The following is a 16,476-nucleotide window of genomic DNA, read 5'->3' on the forward strand; positions in this document are numbered from 1 at the left end:
GTAATAAGTAATATGATTAATTTAATTTTTTCTCCTCAAAATATCGACCTCTATCATTGTTGTCATGAAGAGCGCGTGATCGATATCACAGAATATAAGACCAGGGTGATCGCTTTATCGATCATTTTTGCTATGCTGACTCCTTTCTTATTGGGAATTGGAGGGTATTTATTGGCCTCTCGCGTTTTATCGGCCCATTATAAGTGGAAAAAAATAGAGAATTTTGAAAAGCAAAAAGAGATTTTAAAGATTGATCATTTGGCTCAAAATATTTTCTTTGAAGGTCAGCCAGCTCTTCTTCTAGAGCAAACCGGCGGCATGGCCAATGGGGGCAATAGCTGTTATCTAAGCGCGCTTTTGCAGTGTGTTAAGACGATTCCTTATTTTTGGAGTTATCTAGATGAAGAGAAGAATCCTTTGCACCATTACGTCAATGAGACTGGCGAGAATTATGCCAAGCGGCAGGCTCTACGCATGCAATTAAAAGAATTGCTGAAGATGTCGTTAAGAGGAGAGCTTGTGACGGCTGATCATATCAATGCGTTTCGTCATCAAATACGCGATTATGATGCAACGATCCTTTCAGAAAGAGGTCCGGAAGATTCGCGAGAAGTGTGGTGTGCGCTAAGCAAAATTTTAGGTCTTCCAGATCTCTCCATCACAAGCGATCAGGTATTTGCATTATCCAACGCGATTGTATTGGAATCTCTTTTCTTTAATGATTTAGCAAGGCATCTGGAAGGGACCAAGCTGATGAAAGTATCGCCTATTTTAGCTCTTAGAACAGATACGTTTGGAGATAGGGGAATCACTCCGCCCGAATCATTAGAAATGGCTTGCGAGGGATTTTCAGCCCCGCTTCGTTATAAATTGGTATCGATTCTCAGCTGTGATGGGCATACGACGGCGCATGTTAGAAGTGGAGATGGCTGGGTGTTCTTTGATGACGATGTGTTGATTCAAAGAGTGCCGGAGCAAAGCGAGATGAGCAAAGCCTGGTCAACGATGGTCTTCTACCAACTCGAAGATCGGCAAACCTAAATCAGAGACTGCTAAGCTAAATTGAAATTGAGAAAAAAGGGAAGAACAGCGTTCTTCCCTTCAAATAGAGCCTAAAGATGGGGGGTCTTAGTAATCCATGCCAACAGGCGCAGCAGCAGCAGGCTTGTCTTCTGGAATATCGGCTACAATGGCTTCTGTCGTCAATAACATTGAAGCGACAGAGACAGCGTTTTCCAAGGCGCAGCGAACGACTTTAGTTGGATCTAAGATACCAGCCACAATCATATCTACATACTCGCCAGTTAAGGCATTATATCCTTCTTTTTCTTTCATTCTTTCAACAGTCTGTAGAATGATCGCGCCTTCTTGGCCAGCATTTTCAGCGATTTGGCGCAAAGGAGCACTGAGTGAACGAGCCATGATTCTAGCTCCTGTGCGTTCGTCACCATCTAACGTATCGGCTAAGTTGTTGACGGCTGGAATACAGCGAATAAAGGCTGTTCCTCCGCCTGGAAGGATTCCTTCCTCAACAGCAGCTGCCGTTGCACGCTGTGCATCGTCTACACGGTCTTTCTTTTCTTTCATTTCAATTTCTGTTGCAGCACCAACGTGGATGACAGCGACCCCGCCAACTAGCTTGGCTAGACGCTCTTGCAATTTTTCCTTGTCGTAATCAGAGGTGCTTTCTTCGATTTGACGCTTAATTTGAGCAGCACGGTCTTGGATAGCAGCTTTTGTTCCAGCCCCTTCAACCAATGTTGTCTCGTCTTTTGTCAAGACAGCCTTTTTTACGCGTCCTAACTGCTCGATCGTTGTTGTTTCAAGCTTTAAGCCAATCTCTTCGCTGATAAGCTCACCACCGGTAACAATTGCGATATCTTGCAGCATGGCTTTGCGACGGTCACCAAATCCTGGCGCCTTCACAGCACAAACTTTTAAGCCGGCACGTAAACGGTTAACAACGAGAGTAGCTAGTGCTTCACCTTCAACGTCTTCAGCGATGATGAGGAGCGGACGGCCCGTTTCAACCACAGCCTGGAGCAAAGGAATGATTTCTTTAATTGAGCTGATTTTTTTGTCGTAAATGAGCACGTAAGCATCTTCTAAAATGCATTCTTGCGACTCAGGATTTGTCATGAAATAAGCCGAAAGGTAGCCGCGATCAAATTTCATCCCTTTAACGACATCTAGTTCTGTTTCAAAGCCTTTGCCTTCTTCAACCGTAATCGTTCCATCTCGACCTACTCTTTCCATCGCTTGTGCGATAATTTCACCAATTTCAGAGTCGTTATTGGCAGAAATGGTTGCAACTTGAGCGATCTCGTTGCGATCATCTACTTTCTTGCTTCTTTTTTCTAACTCTTGTACAACGACTTTAAGCGCTTTTTCCATCCCACGCTTAAGATCTAGAGGATTGGCTCCAGCAGCGACGTTGCGTAAGCCTTCTGCATAAATCGCTTCTGCCAAAACAGTTGCTGTTGTGGTCCCGTCTCCTGCTTTGTCAGCAGTCTTGCTTGCCACTTCTTTAACCATTTGAGCGCCCATGTTTTCGAACTTGTCTTCGAGCTCAATTTCTTTTGCAACAGTGACGCCGTCTTTTGTGATGTGGGGAGTGCCATACGATTTATCAATTACAACGTTGCGACCTTTTGGACCGAGTGTGACTTTGACAGCATCGGCTAGGGTGCGAACGCCTTTTAAAATCTTTTGTCTGGCATCTTCTTTGAACTTAATTGTCTTTGCAGCCATGTGAAATCTCCTATTTAGACCGTGAATTTAAATGTTATCTTACTTTTCTACGATGGCAATGATATCATCGGCACGAAGAATGACAAATTCTTCATCATTCAATGTGACTTCCTGGCCAGAATATTTTTCCATCAAGATGACATCGCCAATTTTCACAGGCATTGGAATCAACGCACCATTCTTATCTTTCTTACCCGTTCCAATCGCTACGACTTCAGCTTGCTCTTGTTTCTTTTTAGCCGTATCAGGAAGAATGATCCCTCCTTTCAACTTCTCTTCAGCCGCTAAACGGCGGACAAGTACTCGATTTCCCAAAGGTTTCAGTTGAGTCGCAGGGGCTGTTTGTGTATGAGCCATAGTAATCTCTCCTATATTGTATTGATAATCCATTTAACTCTTAGTGATAATACCATAGCGTTCCAAGCTTTTTTTAGCAAGTGAATTAGCAGTATGGTGTTTTGATTGCTAAATTTAAAAAGGAGAGGGGTCTCTCCTCAAGGTTTTAAGGCTTAGCGGTCGATATCTCTACACTGGTCAGTAGATGATCGAGTTCTGTGAGAAGTCTGTCGAATTTAAGGATTGCAGCTTTCACAGGGGCAGGCGATTCCATATCAATACCGGCCATTTTTAGCATGTCGATTGGGTATTGGCTTGAGCCCCCTTTGAGGAAGCTAAGATAATCTTCTCGATCTTTATCATCTCCGTTTACAACTTTATCGGAGAGGGCAAGCGCTGCACTGATTCCGGTTGCGTATTGGAAGACGTAAAAATTGTAGTAGAAGTGGGGGATACGGGCCCATTCGATATCAATTTCTTCATCAATGACGACATGGGGTCCAAAGTATTTATAGTTGAGCTGTCTATACTCTTGTTTAATTAGGTGAGGAGTGAGAGGGGTTCCTTTTTCGACGAGTTGGTGAATGAGGAGTTCGAATTCGGCAAACATGGTTTGGCGGAATAGGGTGCCTCGGATATCTTCGATTTTTTGGTTGAGCAAAAAGATCTTTTCGATGGGATTTTGGCATCGGTCAATGAGCAAGCGACCCAAGAGGTCTTCATTAAAGGTGGAGGCGACTTCTGCTAAAAAGATGGGATAGTCACTATATTGATAAGGTTGCGTGCGGCGGCTATAGAGGCTATGCATGCTATGGCCTGCCTCGTGGGCGAGCGTAAAGACATCTCTTAGCAAATCTTTGTAGTTCATCAAGATGTAGGGCATGCTGTCGAAGCAGCCACTAGAATAAGCACCCGAGCGCTTGTTGCGATTTTCATAGCGGTCGACCCAGCGCTGGTCTTTTAAGCCTTGAGCCAGGAAGGACTGATACTCGGGGCCGAGGGGGGCGACCGATTCGATCACAATATCTTCCGCTTCTTGATAGGATAAACGTATATCGATAGCACTGGTTAGAGGTACATAGATATCGTAAAGGTGTAGTTGGTCTAACTTTAAGATTCTTTTGCGCAGATCCATATAGCGGTGTAAAACTGGGGTCTGTTCGGAGACCGCTTGAATGAGAGCATGATAGACCGATGTGGGAATGTTCTTTGGAAACAGAGCTGCTTCTAAACAGGAAGAATAGTGGCGGGAGCGTGCTTGGAAAAGATGGTTCTGGACTTGTCCACTCAAAAGCTCGCATAAGGTGTTTTCGTAGTTTAAGTACTTCTTATGGTAGTGTTTGAATGCTCTTTCACGCAAGGTGCGGTCTTGATCCCGGATGTACAGGCTATACGTCGCGTGCGATAAAGGTTTTTCTTCCCCTTGGCTATCTAGGACAGATCCAAATTTAAAGTCTGCATCGCTGATGGCATTAAAGGCTTTGTAGGAGGTTTGTAAGGCTTGTCCCGCCAATGCCATTAGTTTTTCATTTTCGCTAGACAAAGTGTGCTTTTTAATCCGGATCATTTTCTCTAAGTAAAAACGGTACGCCGTTAGAATGGGAGCTTCTAAATAACTTTCTAAAAGATCGTCGGCTAACGCGAGCAATTCGGGCTGAAACCAGGCGGTTTCTTGTGCGAAGGCATGGGCCAATGTTAAAATTTGCTCGTAAGACTTTTTAAAGTTTGGATTGGCGATGTCTTCATCGTGACGTAAGTGTGCATACGTATAAAGCTTGGAAAGTTCACGATCGATAGTCATCATGAGATCCAGAGCGTTTTTAACTTGTTCAGGGTTCCTCTGAAGAGTTCCTTGATAGGCATGTAAGGCTGGCCAACTAGGAGTTTGCTGAGCCTGACTAGCAAAGCTTTGAAATGCCTGCTCCCAGTCTTCATGAGAGGGGTATAAGCCTTCAACGTTCCAGCGGTCTTCTAATGAAACTTCTTCGCGTGTTTTATTCATATGGTCTTCCTCATTACTAACCTGCGCTTTAGCTCATCAATCAGAGATCTAAACGCCTGATAGATGATACAAAGCTGTTATTTGACGATAAGATTTTTATTTGTGGCAATCCTAAAAAATTAAATGATTTGTTTTAAATCTTCTAGAGGGGGCTAACAGACATGGATCAAATGAGTTTTAGACGACCTATTAAATATCATTCGCGGGAAATAGGCCTTCATGCAAAAACAATTTTTCATGAATGCTGTGCGCCATCTTACTCGAATGGGGGTAGCTTTTCAAGGAAAAGCAAAACAGCCCGGCAGCATTTTTTGGCACTTAACACGGCGAATTAGGAGCATTCAAGGGGACTAGAAATTTTTGTAAGCCATATTAGCAAAAGATAGTTGCATTATTTAGATAAGCAAGCTAAATAGGGGTATTTACTTAATAATTTCCTATATAGCCAATTTAACAAAGTATTCATTTTATTAAGGGGAGATGGCAATTTTTGGTGAGACTAATCTTGTGACGAATCCATGAGTGTAGTTGGTTGTGAGCCATTGAAGCAACTATTGTTCAGGAAAATCTAAAGAAGCCTGATATTGCCTATTCTGCCATATATAAGCTTGATAAATGTGTACGACCAAAACAGTCATTGCGCCATAGAGCCATTATCGCAATGCAAGGATCCAAGCCATGATAAATCCAGCTATTAAAAAACTTGTTGTAAAGGGTAAGTTTATTGTAGGCAATGATCGAGGTCTTCATACAAGACCATCCACCGAACTTGTTAAGTGTGCGAGTGCTTTTAAAGCGCAAGTGTTTTTAAAATATCAAAAACATGCTGTTAATGCTAAGTCGCTATTGGGTGTTTTAATGCTTGCGGCTTCTAAAGGAGCTAGGATCGGAATTGAAGCTGAAGGGGTTGATGCGGAAGAGGCTGTAGAATCAATCATTGCCTTGGCTAACAATAAATTCTATATCAAGTATTAGAAAAATCCACCGCCTGCCAATGTGCTAGGCTAAAACGGCTGGTTCACTGGCCGTCTCTTATTCTTCGACGGCTATTGTTTTTTCCAGCACCTCTTTTGTGCAGTAGACTGGGGCATTATTCATTAAGGCAAGGGTTAAGCAATCGCTTGGGCGCGCATCAATTTCTAGGATATGGCGCATGTCACCGCAGTCTTGTTCTAAAAACAGCCGTGCAAAATAGACCGTATCTTGAACATCGTTAATTACAACCTGCTTAACTCGAACGTCAAAACCATCAAAAATCTTGTCTATCAAATCATGTGTTAGGGGACGAGGTCTTTCCACTTCGGTTAGAAACATCTGCAGGGTTCTGCCAATGCTTGGATCGGTATAAATTGCAAAACGTTTGTCTTGAGCTCCCAAAATCACAACCGTATAAGAGCGCGTTTGCATGATTTTATCAAATGAAAGCTGAATAAGTTCTGATTGCATGCGGTGATTCCATCCTAAATACTATTTTGGCAAAGAATAACAAGAGCTCTTTGCCTTTTAGGGCTTCTTTTACTTTTACTTCAAGTAGCCTTTCAATGGCTGCTGCTTGAATTTGGACTGATTTTTTTGTGCTGGCCCAAGTTTAGTTAAAATTTTTTTAAAGTCACGTAAGAATTTTGGCAAAACCATCTTCATAGCCAACAACTACACGGCCTGCTACGTTAAAAAATAAGCCAGTTTCTAAAACTCCTGCAAGGCTTTTGAGCCTTTCATGCTCAAGCTTTGGGTTTGCAATTGGCTTTTGATATTGAATATCTATGATGTAATTCCCATTGTCTGTCAGATAGAGGCTTTTATCCCGATTGAGTCGCAGTATGCATGAATAGCCATTAGATTCGAGCCGCTTTAAAGTGGTGCGATAAGCAAAAGTTGCTATCTCAACAGGAACTGGAAAGGCTCCTAATTGCTCTACAAGTTTATTTTCATCTACGACGACGACCATTTCTTTGCTTGCTAAGGCAAGAAGTTTTTCACGTAAAAGAGCTCCACCGCCTCCCTTAATCATATTCTTATGATGATCAATTTCATCTGCTCCATCGATTGTTAAATCTAATAAGGTGATTTTATCAGCATCAATTAGTGGAATGCCTTCGAAATGGGCTTGACGCATGGACTGTACCGATGAAGCGACTGCTGAAATGTTCAAGCCTGAACGGCAGCGCTGGCCTAGGGCTTCTATAAAATAGGACGTTGTTGAACCGGTTCCAAGGCCGACTAGCATGCCTTCTTTGATAAGCTCTACAGCTGCTTTTCCAGCTGCTTTTTTGGCTGAGATAATCGGTGAAAAGTCTGTTTTTGTCATGTAGCTCTCGGTTGATAATGGTGCATTAATAAGGGCTGGCTCCAAACGCTGTCTTTCAAATAGCCTATTCTAAAAAATAATTTAGTTAGGAGCGGCTATTTGATTAGATAAACTATTTACTTACATAAGTTAAATCAAGATTGCACTCAAGGAGTAAATTGTGTAAAAGAGCAATTTATTGTTTTTTAAGTTAGTTCTGCAAAATCGAATGGAATTGAAAATGTTAGCGTTAAAAAATTTGAGAGATCTATTGAATCAACTCCTTCCTCAAGATGGTTTGACTGATTACTGTCCAAATGGCTTGCAAGTGGAAGGAAAAGAGTCTGTTAAAGTCATTGCTACTGCTGTGACGGCTAGTCAAGCAACGATTGAGGCAGCTATTGAAAGAAATGCTGATGTATTGATAGTTCACCATGGCCTTTTTTGGCAGCGCGATAGCTATGTCATCGAAGGAAGCAAGAAGTTAAAGCTGCAAGCTTTGTTTAAGCACGGCATGTCTCTTTTTGCCTATCATTTACCGTTAGATAAACATCCTTTTTTAGGTAATAATTGGAAGGCAGCACAAGAGTTGGGTTGGACCAATTTACAGCCTTTTGCTTTTATCAATGGTGTACCCATTGGGGTGAAGGGAAAAATCCAGCCAACAAAGAGGGAAGAGATTCAAAGTCTACTGGAGAGTTATTACCAGCATCCAGCAGCTTGCGCGTTTGGCGGTCCTGAAACCATTGAGACTATAGCTCTCGTATCTGGCGGGGCTCATAAATCTATTTTAGAAGCGGCAGGCCAAGGGATCGATGCGTTTATTACAGGGAGCTTTGATGAGCCTGTTTGGCACCATGCTTTTGAAAGAAAAAATCTAACTTTTTTGCTTTAGGGCATTCGGCAACAGAAAAAATTGGTCCTTTGGCGCTTGCTAAGTACTTAGAGAAAGAATTGGGCTTACCTTGCTTCTTTTTAGATCTTCCTAACCCATTTTAGCTTGGATTAAGGCAAAAGCGGCCATGCAAGCATGGCCGAAAAAGGCAACTATTTTTGGTAGTTTTTGGGCATTGAGGCTTCTGAAGAGATTGAGACATCTTCTGCGCCATTATGTTCCATGACTTCTTTAATGCGCTTGGCCAAGGTGTCGGAATTGGCTCTTACAGCCACTAAGATTCCGCCTTCTTTTAAGCGATTTTCATATCTTTTTGCTTCATATTCAGGGATGCCGCTACCAACTAGCGAGCCAATGATTCCGCCGATTGTTCCTCCGGCACCGAGTCCACTTAATGCAGCCATCAAAGGTCCTGCAGCAATAAAGGGCCCTAGGCCTGGAATAGATAAGGCTCCAATACCCGCTAAAAGGCCAAGCGTTCCGCCAATGAGTCCACCAGCTGCTGCGCCAGCGGTGGCGCCTTCAGGAGCTTTGGAATGTTTTTCATGGGCTAAACCACCCGGAGTGGTCATGCCTTTTGCTTTTTTGCCTGTCGCTCTTTCTGTGCGCATCTCTTCTTCTGTGTCTCTATCGGAGTAATTCTCTAGTCTTTCCTCTGTACGCCAATTGCGATTGGCTTCTGTTCTACTGCTTCTTTTATCAAATTCTTGAAATTCTTCGATTTGAGCTGCAAGGAAAGAGATGTCCCCGTGATTGACATTTGCATCCACCAAGGCTTGTACGAGCTGCTCTGCCTGTGTACGGCTTCCGACGATTCCATAGACTGCTTGATTAGCCATAAATTTCTCCTTATATGTTAAGAGGGCGCTCACAAACCCCAAATTGCTTGAGTTGATAACTCACACAGAGGTTTGCGAACGCTTCTAAGATTTGAATTAATTAGCGATTAATATCACTTCTACCCTCACTGCGCATAGCATTATCTAGGCGGTTCACGTTGACTTCGCGGATGACTTCTAACTGATTGTCTACGTTTCTTACGCCGCTAACAGCTTTAGCTTTTTTGCCAATTTCATTCTTTTCGCGATCATTGTTAACAGGGCCGCGTAATGTAATGACGCCGTTAATCGTAATGATCTTAATATTTTTGGCATTGGTTGATAAGGAATCATCTTCTAATAAGGCTTGGCGAACTTTTTGGGTGATTCCGCGGTCTGCTTCATTTTCAGCTTGATCACCTGCTGTGACGGCATGTCCGTTGCGGGCATTTCGGGCTGTGTTGTCTGCTCCAGGAGCTGTGTTGTGTGCCGTGTTTTCACAAGCAGATAGCATTAAGCATAAAGAAGACAGAATAAAAAGCTGCTTTTTCATTTTGATAACCTCCCTAGGGTGTTTGATAGGTCATTTTAATCAAGACTTAAAGCTTGGATTCGCTGTTAGAAGCCAAAGATCCTTGACTATTTCAGTTCGGAGAATAGGGAAAAGTTTAAAAAAATCAAGCAAATATTTTTTTTAAACTTGGTTGCGAATTATTCACCTCTTCTTGAGTTGAATGGCTGCTTGCTCTAAGACTAATGAATCAAAAAAGAGTTTTTGTAAATTCAAATCTTTGGCACTAAAAGGCCTTGAAAAAGAGGTGGGGGTTTTAGCTAGTCCTTGTTATTGATTGCGGATTCTGTTGAACAGGCGTTGACAGAAAACAAAACATTTAGAAAAATGTTAAAATTTTCCGGATACTATGCCGAAGAGACTTGGGTATCAACGTATAAAGCTTTATTCTTAAATGGGTGATGATGATGAGCACTATTATTGATGTTTTGCGCGAGCGCGGTTTTATAGATGCTGTGACTAGCGAAGAAATTCGCCAATTGACACAACAACCCGTTAAGGTATACTGCGGATTCGATCCAACGGCTGACAGTCTTCATTTGGGAAATCTCGTGGCCATTATGGGACTGGCTTGGTTTCAACGCTTTGGACATACTCCAGTTGCTATTGTGGGCGGAGCCACCGGAATGATTGGAGACCCGTCTGGTAAGAGTGCTGAAAGGCAGCTTTTAGATGAAAAAACGATTCAACACAATCTGCAAGGGATTCGGAAGAACCTTGAAGCAGTGCTGGATTTCAATCACCCAACTGCAAAGGCAATCATTTTAAATAACTTTGATTGGTTCAAAGACTTTTCGTTCATTGGCTTTTTGCGGGATGTGGGTAAACTCTTCCGATTGGGGCCCATGCTTGCAAAAGACAGTGTGAAGACCCGTTTGCAGTCGGAAGAAGGAATGAGCTTTACAGAATTTTGTTACCAAACATTGCAAGGATACGATTTTCTTCATTTATTTGAGACGCAAGGTGTGACGATTCAGCTCGGCGGAAGCGATCAGTGGGGGAATATCATTGCTGGTACTGACTTGATCCGCAAAGTCCATGGAAAGCCGGCTTATGGAGTGACGTTTCCCTTGTTGACAAAGAGCGACGGGCAAAAATTTGGCAAATCGGAAAAAGGGGCTATCTGGCTTTCTCCAGACAAGCTATCTTCTTATGAATTTTACCAATACTTGGTGCGCGTTGAAGATGCTGATGTCATCAATCTCATGCGTATGTTGACCTTTATGGATATGGCAGAAATTCGCACATATGAAAAAATGATGAAAGAGGCTGACTACGTCCCCCGTACGGCCCAAAAAAGACTTGCAGAAGAGATTACTCGCATGGTGCATGGTGGTGAGGGGCTTAAGACGGCAATTAAAGTGACTGAAGGAATTGCACCTGGCTCACAAACAAAACTTGATGCTGAAATGCTTGAAAGCCTAGCTGCAGATATGCCGAGTTGTGAAATGGCTTTTGATAGCGTTGTAAATAAGAAATTGATAGATCTACTGGTTGAGGCTGGGCTGCAAGCTAGTAAGGGCGATGCAAAACGTCTGTTACGGAATGGTGGAGTCTATATCAATAATGAGAAAATTGAAGACGAGAACTGCGTTGTTGGAGATAACTATTTAATTTCTAATCGTTTAATTCTCTTGGCTGCGGGTAAGAAAAATAAAATGCTCATTCGTTTGAAAGGATGATTGAAGATTAGTATTGAATTCAAAGGGCCTTTGCTTATCATGAGAGGTATAAATTAAAGAATTTGCTTGACGATGTATTTCGAAGCTGTTTTTATCCTGGAATGGCTCAGAAAGTTTTTTTTGTCAGTTGAATCGAAAAAGTCGAAACGACAAAAAGAACTTGATTGAAAATCAAAAGGATATGAAAATGTCAGAAACAACTTAATCTTAACGAAAAAGTGCAATGGAGGAGTCCGCGCCTATGGCAACCAGTACAAAGAAGAGCACCATGACAAAGAAAAAACTGATTAATTCTATTTCGCAGGATAAGGGGATTCATCCAAATGATGTCCGCCATGTGATTCAAGCCTTCCTCGATAAGATCACAGATTGTTTATCTCAAGGTGAGAGATTAGAATTTAGAGAATTCGGTGTGTTTGAGGTTGTCGAAAGAAAGCAAAAAATCGGACGCAATCCTAAAAACGCAGCTGTACCTATCGTAATCCCAGCACGCCAAGCGGTGAAATTTACGCCTGGTAAAAAGATGCGTCAAGTTGTCGAGTCGGAAGAAATTTTTGCAGAAGTTGGTTCATAACATCTTTTGATCTTTCAAATGACTCTAAAAAATCATTTAAATAGATAAGTGCACGTTGGTTATTCATGATCCATAAAATGAATCCGAAGCATTTAGCTATTTAAATTTGAGTCATTGAATATCCCGGATTTTTTAAGCGCTTGACTTGTTCGCTTTAGGATAAGTTTGAGCGCTGCGATAAGAAAAATTGACATGCTTGCCGTAAGCTTTGAGCAGAGCCAAGCTTGGTTAATTAAGCGTGTAAAGAAAATGTTTTGCTGGACTTGTGAATGGATTTGCTGGTCTTTTAGGGCTTGAATGATTTCAAGATTAGATCCAGTATTTGCTAGGGATAGTATTTCGATCGGAATTGAACTCGCATGCGATTGGCTATATTAGGATTTAATGGTTACAGCAACAATGATCGATAAGTTTTCTCTTCAAACCCTTTTTGCATCACGAATGGCGGCAATTGAGGCTCCTTTCGGTCTCGAGCTAGCGGTTAAATCTTGGTTGGATCAGCAATCCTTTCCTATGGAAGAGGTTGTAGAGGAGTGTTACTGGCATGAGACGCTCATGTCGTCTGAGAAGGCAATTGAGAATTGGAAGTCTCTTTTAACCGTTAATCTTCTCAACCATTTTCTTGCTTCTCCCGTGAAAGAGCTGGCTGCTAAGGTTCGTGCGTTTGAGCAGCAGCCTTGGAATCAAAGTTCACAGTATTTTAGAGTCATTGTTGCGCTCAATCATCTACTGACTAAAATGTCTGTTCCAGAGGTTGGTAGCCATCTATTAGAAAGTGGAGCGGCTCTTATCGATTTGCAAGAGTATTGCTCTTGGCAAGCACTCCCCTATGCGCCTTATCATCTTGAATTCGGCATTTTTCTTTGCATGTTAGCCCAATTAACGAAGCGCGAAGATTTGCTGAACAGCGTGATTCGTTTAGCAAAGTGGCAGCTCAATAATACATTAGATGCTAACTATTTTCCATTTACGGCTTTATTCGCTCGCGAGCAAGATGGTGATCCTTTAAATAACCTTCTTCTTTACTATCTCTTTTTTCATAGTGTTTCAGCCTTAACACAAGAAAATGAATTTGACAGCGCGGCAAATGCCTTATTGGGCCGCCTGCAAAAGGATTGGAGCGACGCTTCTAAGCCGATCCATCCTTTGTGGGTGTTAGTCGAGAAACTGTTTATAACCGAAAAAAAAGAGGCTTGCCTTCCTTTTACGCTTCCAGAACACATCTATGACTCGTCAACAGCCTTAGTCGGCTACCGATCTTCCAACATGCATGCTGTTTGCACCTTGCACGGAGGGCATACGGGGCTTGGGTCTATCAAGTTAGAAGATGTTGAAATTATCAATTATGGACCCCAATATTTGCCTTTAGGCGACTGCCTAGGGTTTGGAATTGAGGGGAACCACTTATCGGATCATGGCTTGCGCAAATCTATGATCGAGCTAAGGCGGCAAGGGTTTTCCTTGAAAGGGTGTGTCCGTTTAGTCGATCAGCCCTCATCCCTGCCTTTTCAGATAGGCCAGTTTCGAGGCATTTGGTTCGAAATTTTGCAGGAGTTTAAGCAAGCCCGCTTTAATCTCAAAACCTCATTCCTGGGATTGGATGGATGGGAAGGGACGGCTTTTAGTTTTTTTGCCAAAGCCGAGAAGTGCCGTGTGGGGGATGAAAAGATTCTTTTTCCAAGCACTCTTGATCGCTATGAGGGAAGTGCGCAACCAATCTACTTAGACGGCAAGCACTCATCGCTTTGTTTGAGTATTCCCTCGTTCAAAGGGACGATTCAGGCCATACCTCGTTGGGGGAAAAGTAGTTTTTGGGGGGCTAATTTTTTAATCGCCTATATCCTCCATTCCGATCAGCGCCATTATCAATGGCAAATGGAATCGTTGGATATGCCGGAAACAGCCCTGTAAGCGTTCCTTAAATTTTCTATGTAATCGGTGATTGTGCAAATCTGTAACTACCTTGGCCTAAATAATTGATCCATCTTCGAATCGATTAATGCGTAAAAATCTCATTGCAAGAATCTCATGAGTATTAGCAGAAAAGGTCTTCGAAGCGCTTTTTAGCGGCTTCATGGTTGGATGGCACGGGTGGTTTGCCAAGTAAGCTGAATTCTTCGCAAAAATTATTTGCTTGCCGATCCGAAACAGAGTCTGTTCCAGGCACAGCACAGTCATTGGCCAGCCTCGGCTTGTAATACTTGCAGTTCTGGCAACAATGCAAGGCTGAGCCGCATTTGTCACAGGTTTCACGAAATGAAACCTTTCCTTGAAAAGGGTCGGGCGTTGAAAAGCCGCAGTGCCAGCAGTACACGATCTCCTCCTTAGTTTAATTAAATAGTATAACTATAACAACTTCAATTGATTAACGTCGACTCTAAATGAAGTCGCCTTTGAGATTCTCAATTTAAAAAGAGAAGGGTTTTGTTAGTTAAATCATTTGTTTTTAACGTATTATGTAGATTTATGGGAGTGTTGGCATGGTTCATGAAATGAAACGAGGGTGTCGATCTCCCTTGATCCTTAAAGGTTGAAAGGGGTAAAGAGAGAAAGAGCAGTCAAACGTTTTTATTTATGGGAGGTATTATGGAAAACAATGAGAATCTATTTAATGCCGCTGTAATCGGTGAAAATCCAGAAACAGCTTTTATCATCTTGGAAGGAAATCGTCTGCATGCAGTCGAGCAGAGCGTAGCCGACTTAAAGCAAGATGAGAGAGATCCAGAGCAGCTTTTGATTTTAACACGTAATGGCTTGAATGCTTTAATCGAATTTGCCCAAGGAAAGATTGAACCTCATTTCTTGGAAATCGATTGGGATGAGTTGTCTTCGCAAGATGATGAACAAGCGCATTTGATCCGCAAAATTCACAATATCTTTTCCCATCTTCCCCACCACTTTCGTAATGAATTATCTGCCTTAATTCACCATAAGGCCAGCTCTTAACAGTTATCGATTCATCGATACATTCTTAATTATTCTTTTGAGAAACGAACGATCGTTTCTGGCATCAAGGCTTGAAACGATCGTTTTTCTCAATCCCTTTACCTCGCATTGCATCTTTCTAGCAGCCTATTTACACTTATCTGTTTTATTTGGAATAGATTGTGTTAAATTTAAAGAGGATTTTCCTTATAATCTGATAGTCTGATGCTTCTCTCTTAAGTTTTCGTTCGTGGCAAGACGTGATGTCTATATTTTGAAAAGCGCGGGCCACTGTCACATGTATTTGACTGTAATAAGGTTGAATCGGTTAAAGGGGAGTGCTTTTGATTCTTTAAAAGGCTATTTTTTTAGCACTTGGCGTATAACTTGGCAAAAAGGCGGTAAGGGCTTATCATGTTAGCTGATTGTTTAGGTAGAGATGTTTATTTCTAGAAAGAATGAAAGAGCGAGTCGGAAATAAATGGTTTTAACTAGTTGGTTGTAAGCTGAATAGACTAGTTGAAGAGCTTGATGAATCCTGTGCATTAGTGCGATAGAAAGACTCCTATTGAAGGTATTTTGTGTATAAGTTAAAGAGAGGCCAAAGATGACACTACCCAAACTGTTAGCCCTTGTTTCACTTATTCTGTTTGGAGCAATCGGCATTGCAGCCATTTTTAAAAGTAAGTCAGTACCGCCGGTTGTAGTAACGACCAGCCAGGTTCCGCTTGAGGTGGAGCTAGATCAAGAAATTCAATTAATTGCTCCGGCCTTGGCGGTAGCGCCTCAGTCAGTAAAGCCTTCCTTTTCTTCTGTTACTTCGAAATCTGCGGCAGCCATCGATTTGCCTGAGGCCAATCGTGTTGAAGAGTTTTTTAATAAGAACGAGCCAAAGTTTCCCATTGTAGAAACAGTGACTTATAAAAGCCGCGTTACTTGGCAGAAAGGGCGTCCGGCATGGCTTTCGGATTATGCGTCTCATTACGATACCTCGCGTCATTTTATTGCGCGCAGTCTCAATGGAAAGCCGGACTATTTGAAGCAGGAATTGGCAGAAGGGGACCGTTTTAATGTATTGCGCAAAGATAAGGACATTCAGTTCTATCTATTAATCGACACATCGCGCTGTAAGATGTGGTTCTATTATTTAGCATCTGATGAAAAGCGTCCCGTTTTAGTGAAAACTTATGCAGTAGGTCTTGGTAGGTTAGATTCCTCCTGTGTTTCCGGCCTTTTAACGCCACTTGGTAAATATTCTTTAGGTGATCGGATTGCTACTTATAAGCCTAAAGCGACAGGAATTTATCACGGTAAAAAAGCCGAAATGATAACAATCTTTGGGACACGTTGGATTCCTTTTGAAGAAGAGTTGAGTCCAGCTTGTACGGCGCCGGCAAAAGGATTTGGTATCCATGGAACGCCATGGGAATATCGGTCGGGCGAGCCTGCTGATAATATAGAGAGCATTGGAAAGTATGAAAGTGATGGATGCATACGCTTGGCTACCCCTGACATTGAAGAGCTGTTTTCCATCATCATTACTAAGCCGACTACGATAGAAATTGTCCGCGATTTTGCAGACTCTACACTAGTTGGATTATCACCTTAAAAATAATGAATTAACTCAAGGAGTTG

15 protein-coding genes and 1 pseudogene are annotated in these 16,476 nt (G+C 42.2%); 8 read left to right on the forward strand and 8 right to left on the reverse strand.

Features of this window, described 5'->3' with window-relative positions; genetic code table 11:
- The first annotated feature begins 12 nt into the window (after nucleotides 1–12).
- On the forward strand, nucleotides 13–1,041 hold the full coding sequence (locus PNK_RS03365) for a ubiquitin carboxyl-terminal hydrolase family protein (protein WP_059060304.1): 1,029 nt from the start codon (nucleotides 13–15) through the stop codon (nucleotides 1,039–1,041).
- A gap of 87 nt (nucleotides 1,042–1,128) precedes the next feature.
- Here PNK_RS03365 and groL read toward each other — a convergent pair whose 3' ends face one another.
- The 3 genes from groL to pepF all read right to left on the reverse strand — a co-directional run bounded on the left by groL (nucleotide 1,129) and on the right by pepF (nucleotide 5,089).
- On the reverse strand, nucleotides 1,129–2,751 hold the full coding sequence (groL, locus tag PNK_RS03370; RefSeq protein WP_032125229.1) for a chaperonin GroEL: 1,623 nt from the start codon (nucleotides 2,749–2,751) through the stop codon (nucleotides 1,129–1,131).
- 39 nt (nucleotides 2,752–2,790) lie between these two features.
- Nucleotides 2,791–3,108: a co-chaperone GroES gene (locus tag PNK_RS03375; protein ID WP_032125230.1), complete on the reverse strand. Its 318-nt coding sequence runs from the start codon at nucleotides 3,106–3,108 to the stop codon at nucleotides 2,791–2,793.
- 145 nt (nucleotides 3,109–3,253) lie between these two features.
- Complete coding sequence (gene pepF, locus PNK_RS03380; RefSeq protein WP_059060306.1) at nucleotides 3,254–5,089, reverse strand: oligoendopeptidase F; 1,836 nt, start codon at nucleotides 5,087–5,089, stop codon at nucleotides 3,254–3,256.
- 678 nt (nucleotides 5,090–5,767) lie between these two features.
- Between pepF and PNK_RS03385 the strand changes: the two genes are divergently transcribed.
- Nucleotides 5,768–6,064, forward strand: a complete 297-nt coding sequence (locus PNK_RS03385; RefSeq protein ID WP_051981894.1) for an HPr family phosphocarrier protein — start codon at nucleotides 5,768–5,770, stop codon at nucleotides 6,062–6,064.
- 57 nt (nucleotides 6,065–6,121) lie between these two features.
- Here the strand turns inward: PNK_RS03385 and PNK_RS03390 are convergent, their stop codons facing one another.
- Together PNK_RS03390 and rpiA are read right to left on the reverse strand one after the other, a co-directional pair.
- Nucleotides 6,122–6,535, reverse strand: a complete 414-nt coding sequence (locus PNK_RS03390) for a bifunctional nuclease family protein (protein WP_032125232.1) — start codon at nucleotides 6,533–6,535, stop codon at nucleotides 6,122–6,124.
- A 163-nt stretch (nucleotides 6,536–6,698) separates the two neighbouring features.
- Nucleotides 6,699–7,397: a ribose 5-phosphate isomerase A gene (gene rpiA, locus PNK_RS03395; RefSeq protein ID WP_059062334.1), complete on the reverse strand. Its 699-nt coding sequence runs from the start codon at nucleotides 7,395–7,397 to the stop codon at nucleotides 6,699–6,701.
- Nucleotides 7,398–7,617: 220 nt separating this feature from the next.
- Between rpiA and PNK_RS03400 the strand changes: the two are divergent.
- Nucleotides 7,618–8,375, forward strand: a pseudogene (locus PNK_RS03400) (Nif3-like dinuclear metal center hexameric protein).
- 48 nt (nucleotides 8,376–8,423) lie between these two features.
- On the opposite strand, the gene PNK_RS03405 reads toward PNK_RS03400, so the two are convergent.
- Nucleotides 8,424–9,110, reverse strand: a complete 687-nt coding sequence (locus PNK_RS03405) for a hypothetical protein (protein ID WP_059060308.1) — start codon at nucleotides 9,108–9,110, stop codon at nucleotides 8,424–8,426.
- Between the two features lie 100 nt (nucleotides 9,111–9,210).
- A complete protein-coding gene (locus PNK_RS03410; protein WP_079992791.1) occupies nucleotides 9,211–9,642 on the reverse strand; it encodes a BON domain-containing protein in 432 nt (143 codons plus the stop codon).
- 419 nt (nucleotides 9,643–10,061) lie between these two features.
- Here PNK_RS03410 and tyrS point away from each other — a divergent pair, with 419 nt between their 5' ends.
- The 3 genes from tyrS to PNK_RS03425 all read left to right on the forward strand — a co-directional run bounded on the left by tyrS (nucleotide 10,062) and on the right by PNK_RS03425 (nucleotide 13,827).
- The gene (gene tyrS, locus PNK_RS03415) at nucleotides 10,062–11,342 is read left to right on the forward strand and encodes a tyrosine--tRNA ligase (protein WP_231909284.1); all 1,281 of its coding nucleotides are present in this window, start codon (nucleotides 10,062–10,064) and stop codon (nucleotides 11,340–11,342) included.
- Between the two features lie 241 nt (nucleotides 11,343–11,583).
- On the forward strand, nucleotides 11,584–11,916 hold the full coding sequence (locus tag PNK_RS03420) for an HU family DNA-binding protein (protein ID WP_032125234.1): 333 nt from the start codon (nucleotides 11,584–11,586) through the stop codon (nucleotides 11,914–11,916).
- Between the two features lie 384 nt (nucleotides 11,917–12,300).
- Entirely contained in the window at nucleotides 12,301–13,827 is a 1,527-nt protein-coding gene (locus tag PNK_RS03425) for a hypothetical protein (protein ID WP_059060310.1), read from the forward strand.
- Nucleotides 13,828–13,951: 124 nt separating this feature from the next.
- On the opposite strand, the gene PNK_RS03430 is transcribed toward PNK_RS03425, so the two are convergent.
- Nucleotides 13,952–14,230 (reverse strand): hypothetical protein, encoded by a 279-nt coding sequence (locus PNK_RS03430; RefSeq protein ID WP_032125236.1) that lies wholly within the window; start codon nucleotides 14,228–14,230, stop codon nucleotides 13,952–13,954.
- A gap of 272 nt (nucleotides 14,231–14,502) precedes the next feature.
- Between PNK_RS03430 and PNK_RS03435 the strand changes: the two genes are divergently transcribed.
- Nucleotides 14,503–14,862 carry a hypothetical protein gene (locus PNK_RS03435; RefSeq protein ID WP_158021679.1) on the forward strand — a complete coding sequence of 120 codons (360 nt, stop codon included), beginning with the start codon at nucleotides 14,503–14,505 and terminating at the stop codon, nucleotides 14,860–14,862.
- A 586-nt stretch (nucleotides 14,863–15,448) separates the two neighbouring features.
- Nucleotides 15,449–16,450, forward strand: coding sequence for a L,D-transpeptidase (locus tag PNK_RS03440; RefSeq protein WP_032125238.1), 1,002 nt, complete (start codon nucleotides 15,449–15,451; stop codon nucleotides 16,448–16,450).
- Nucleotides 16,451–16,476 lie beyond the last annotated feature (26 nt).

It is taken from the genome of Candidatus Protochlamydia naegleriophila (assembly GCF_001499655.1).
GTDB classification, from domain to species: domain Bacteria; phylum Chlamydiota; class Chlamydiia; order Chlamydiales; family Parachlamydiaceae; genus Protochlamydia; species Protochlamydia naegleriophila.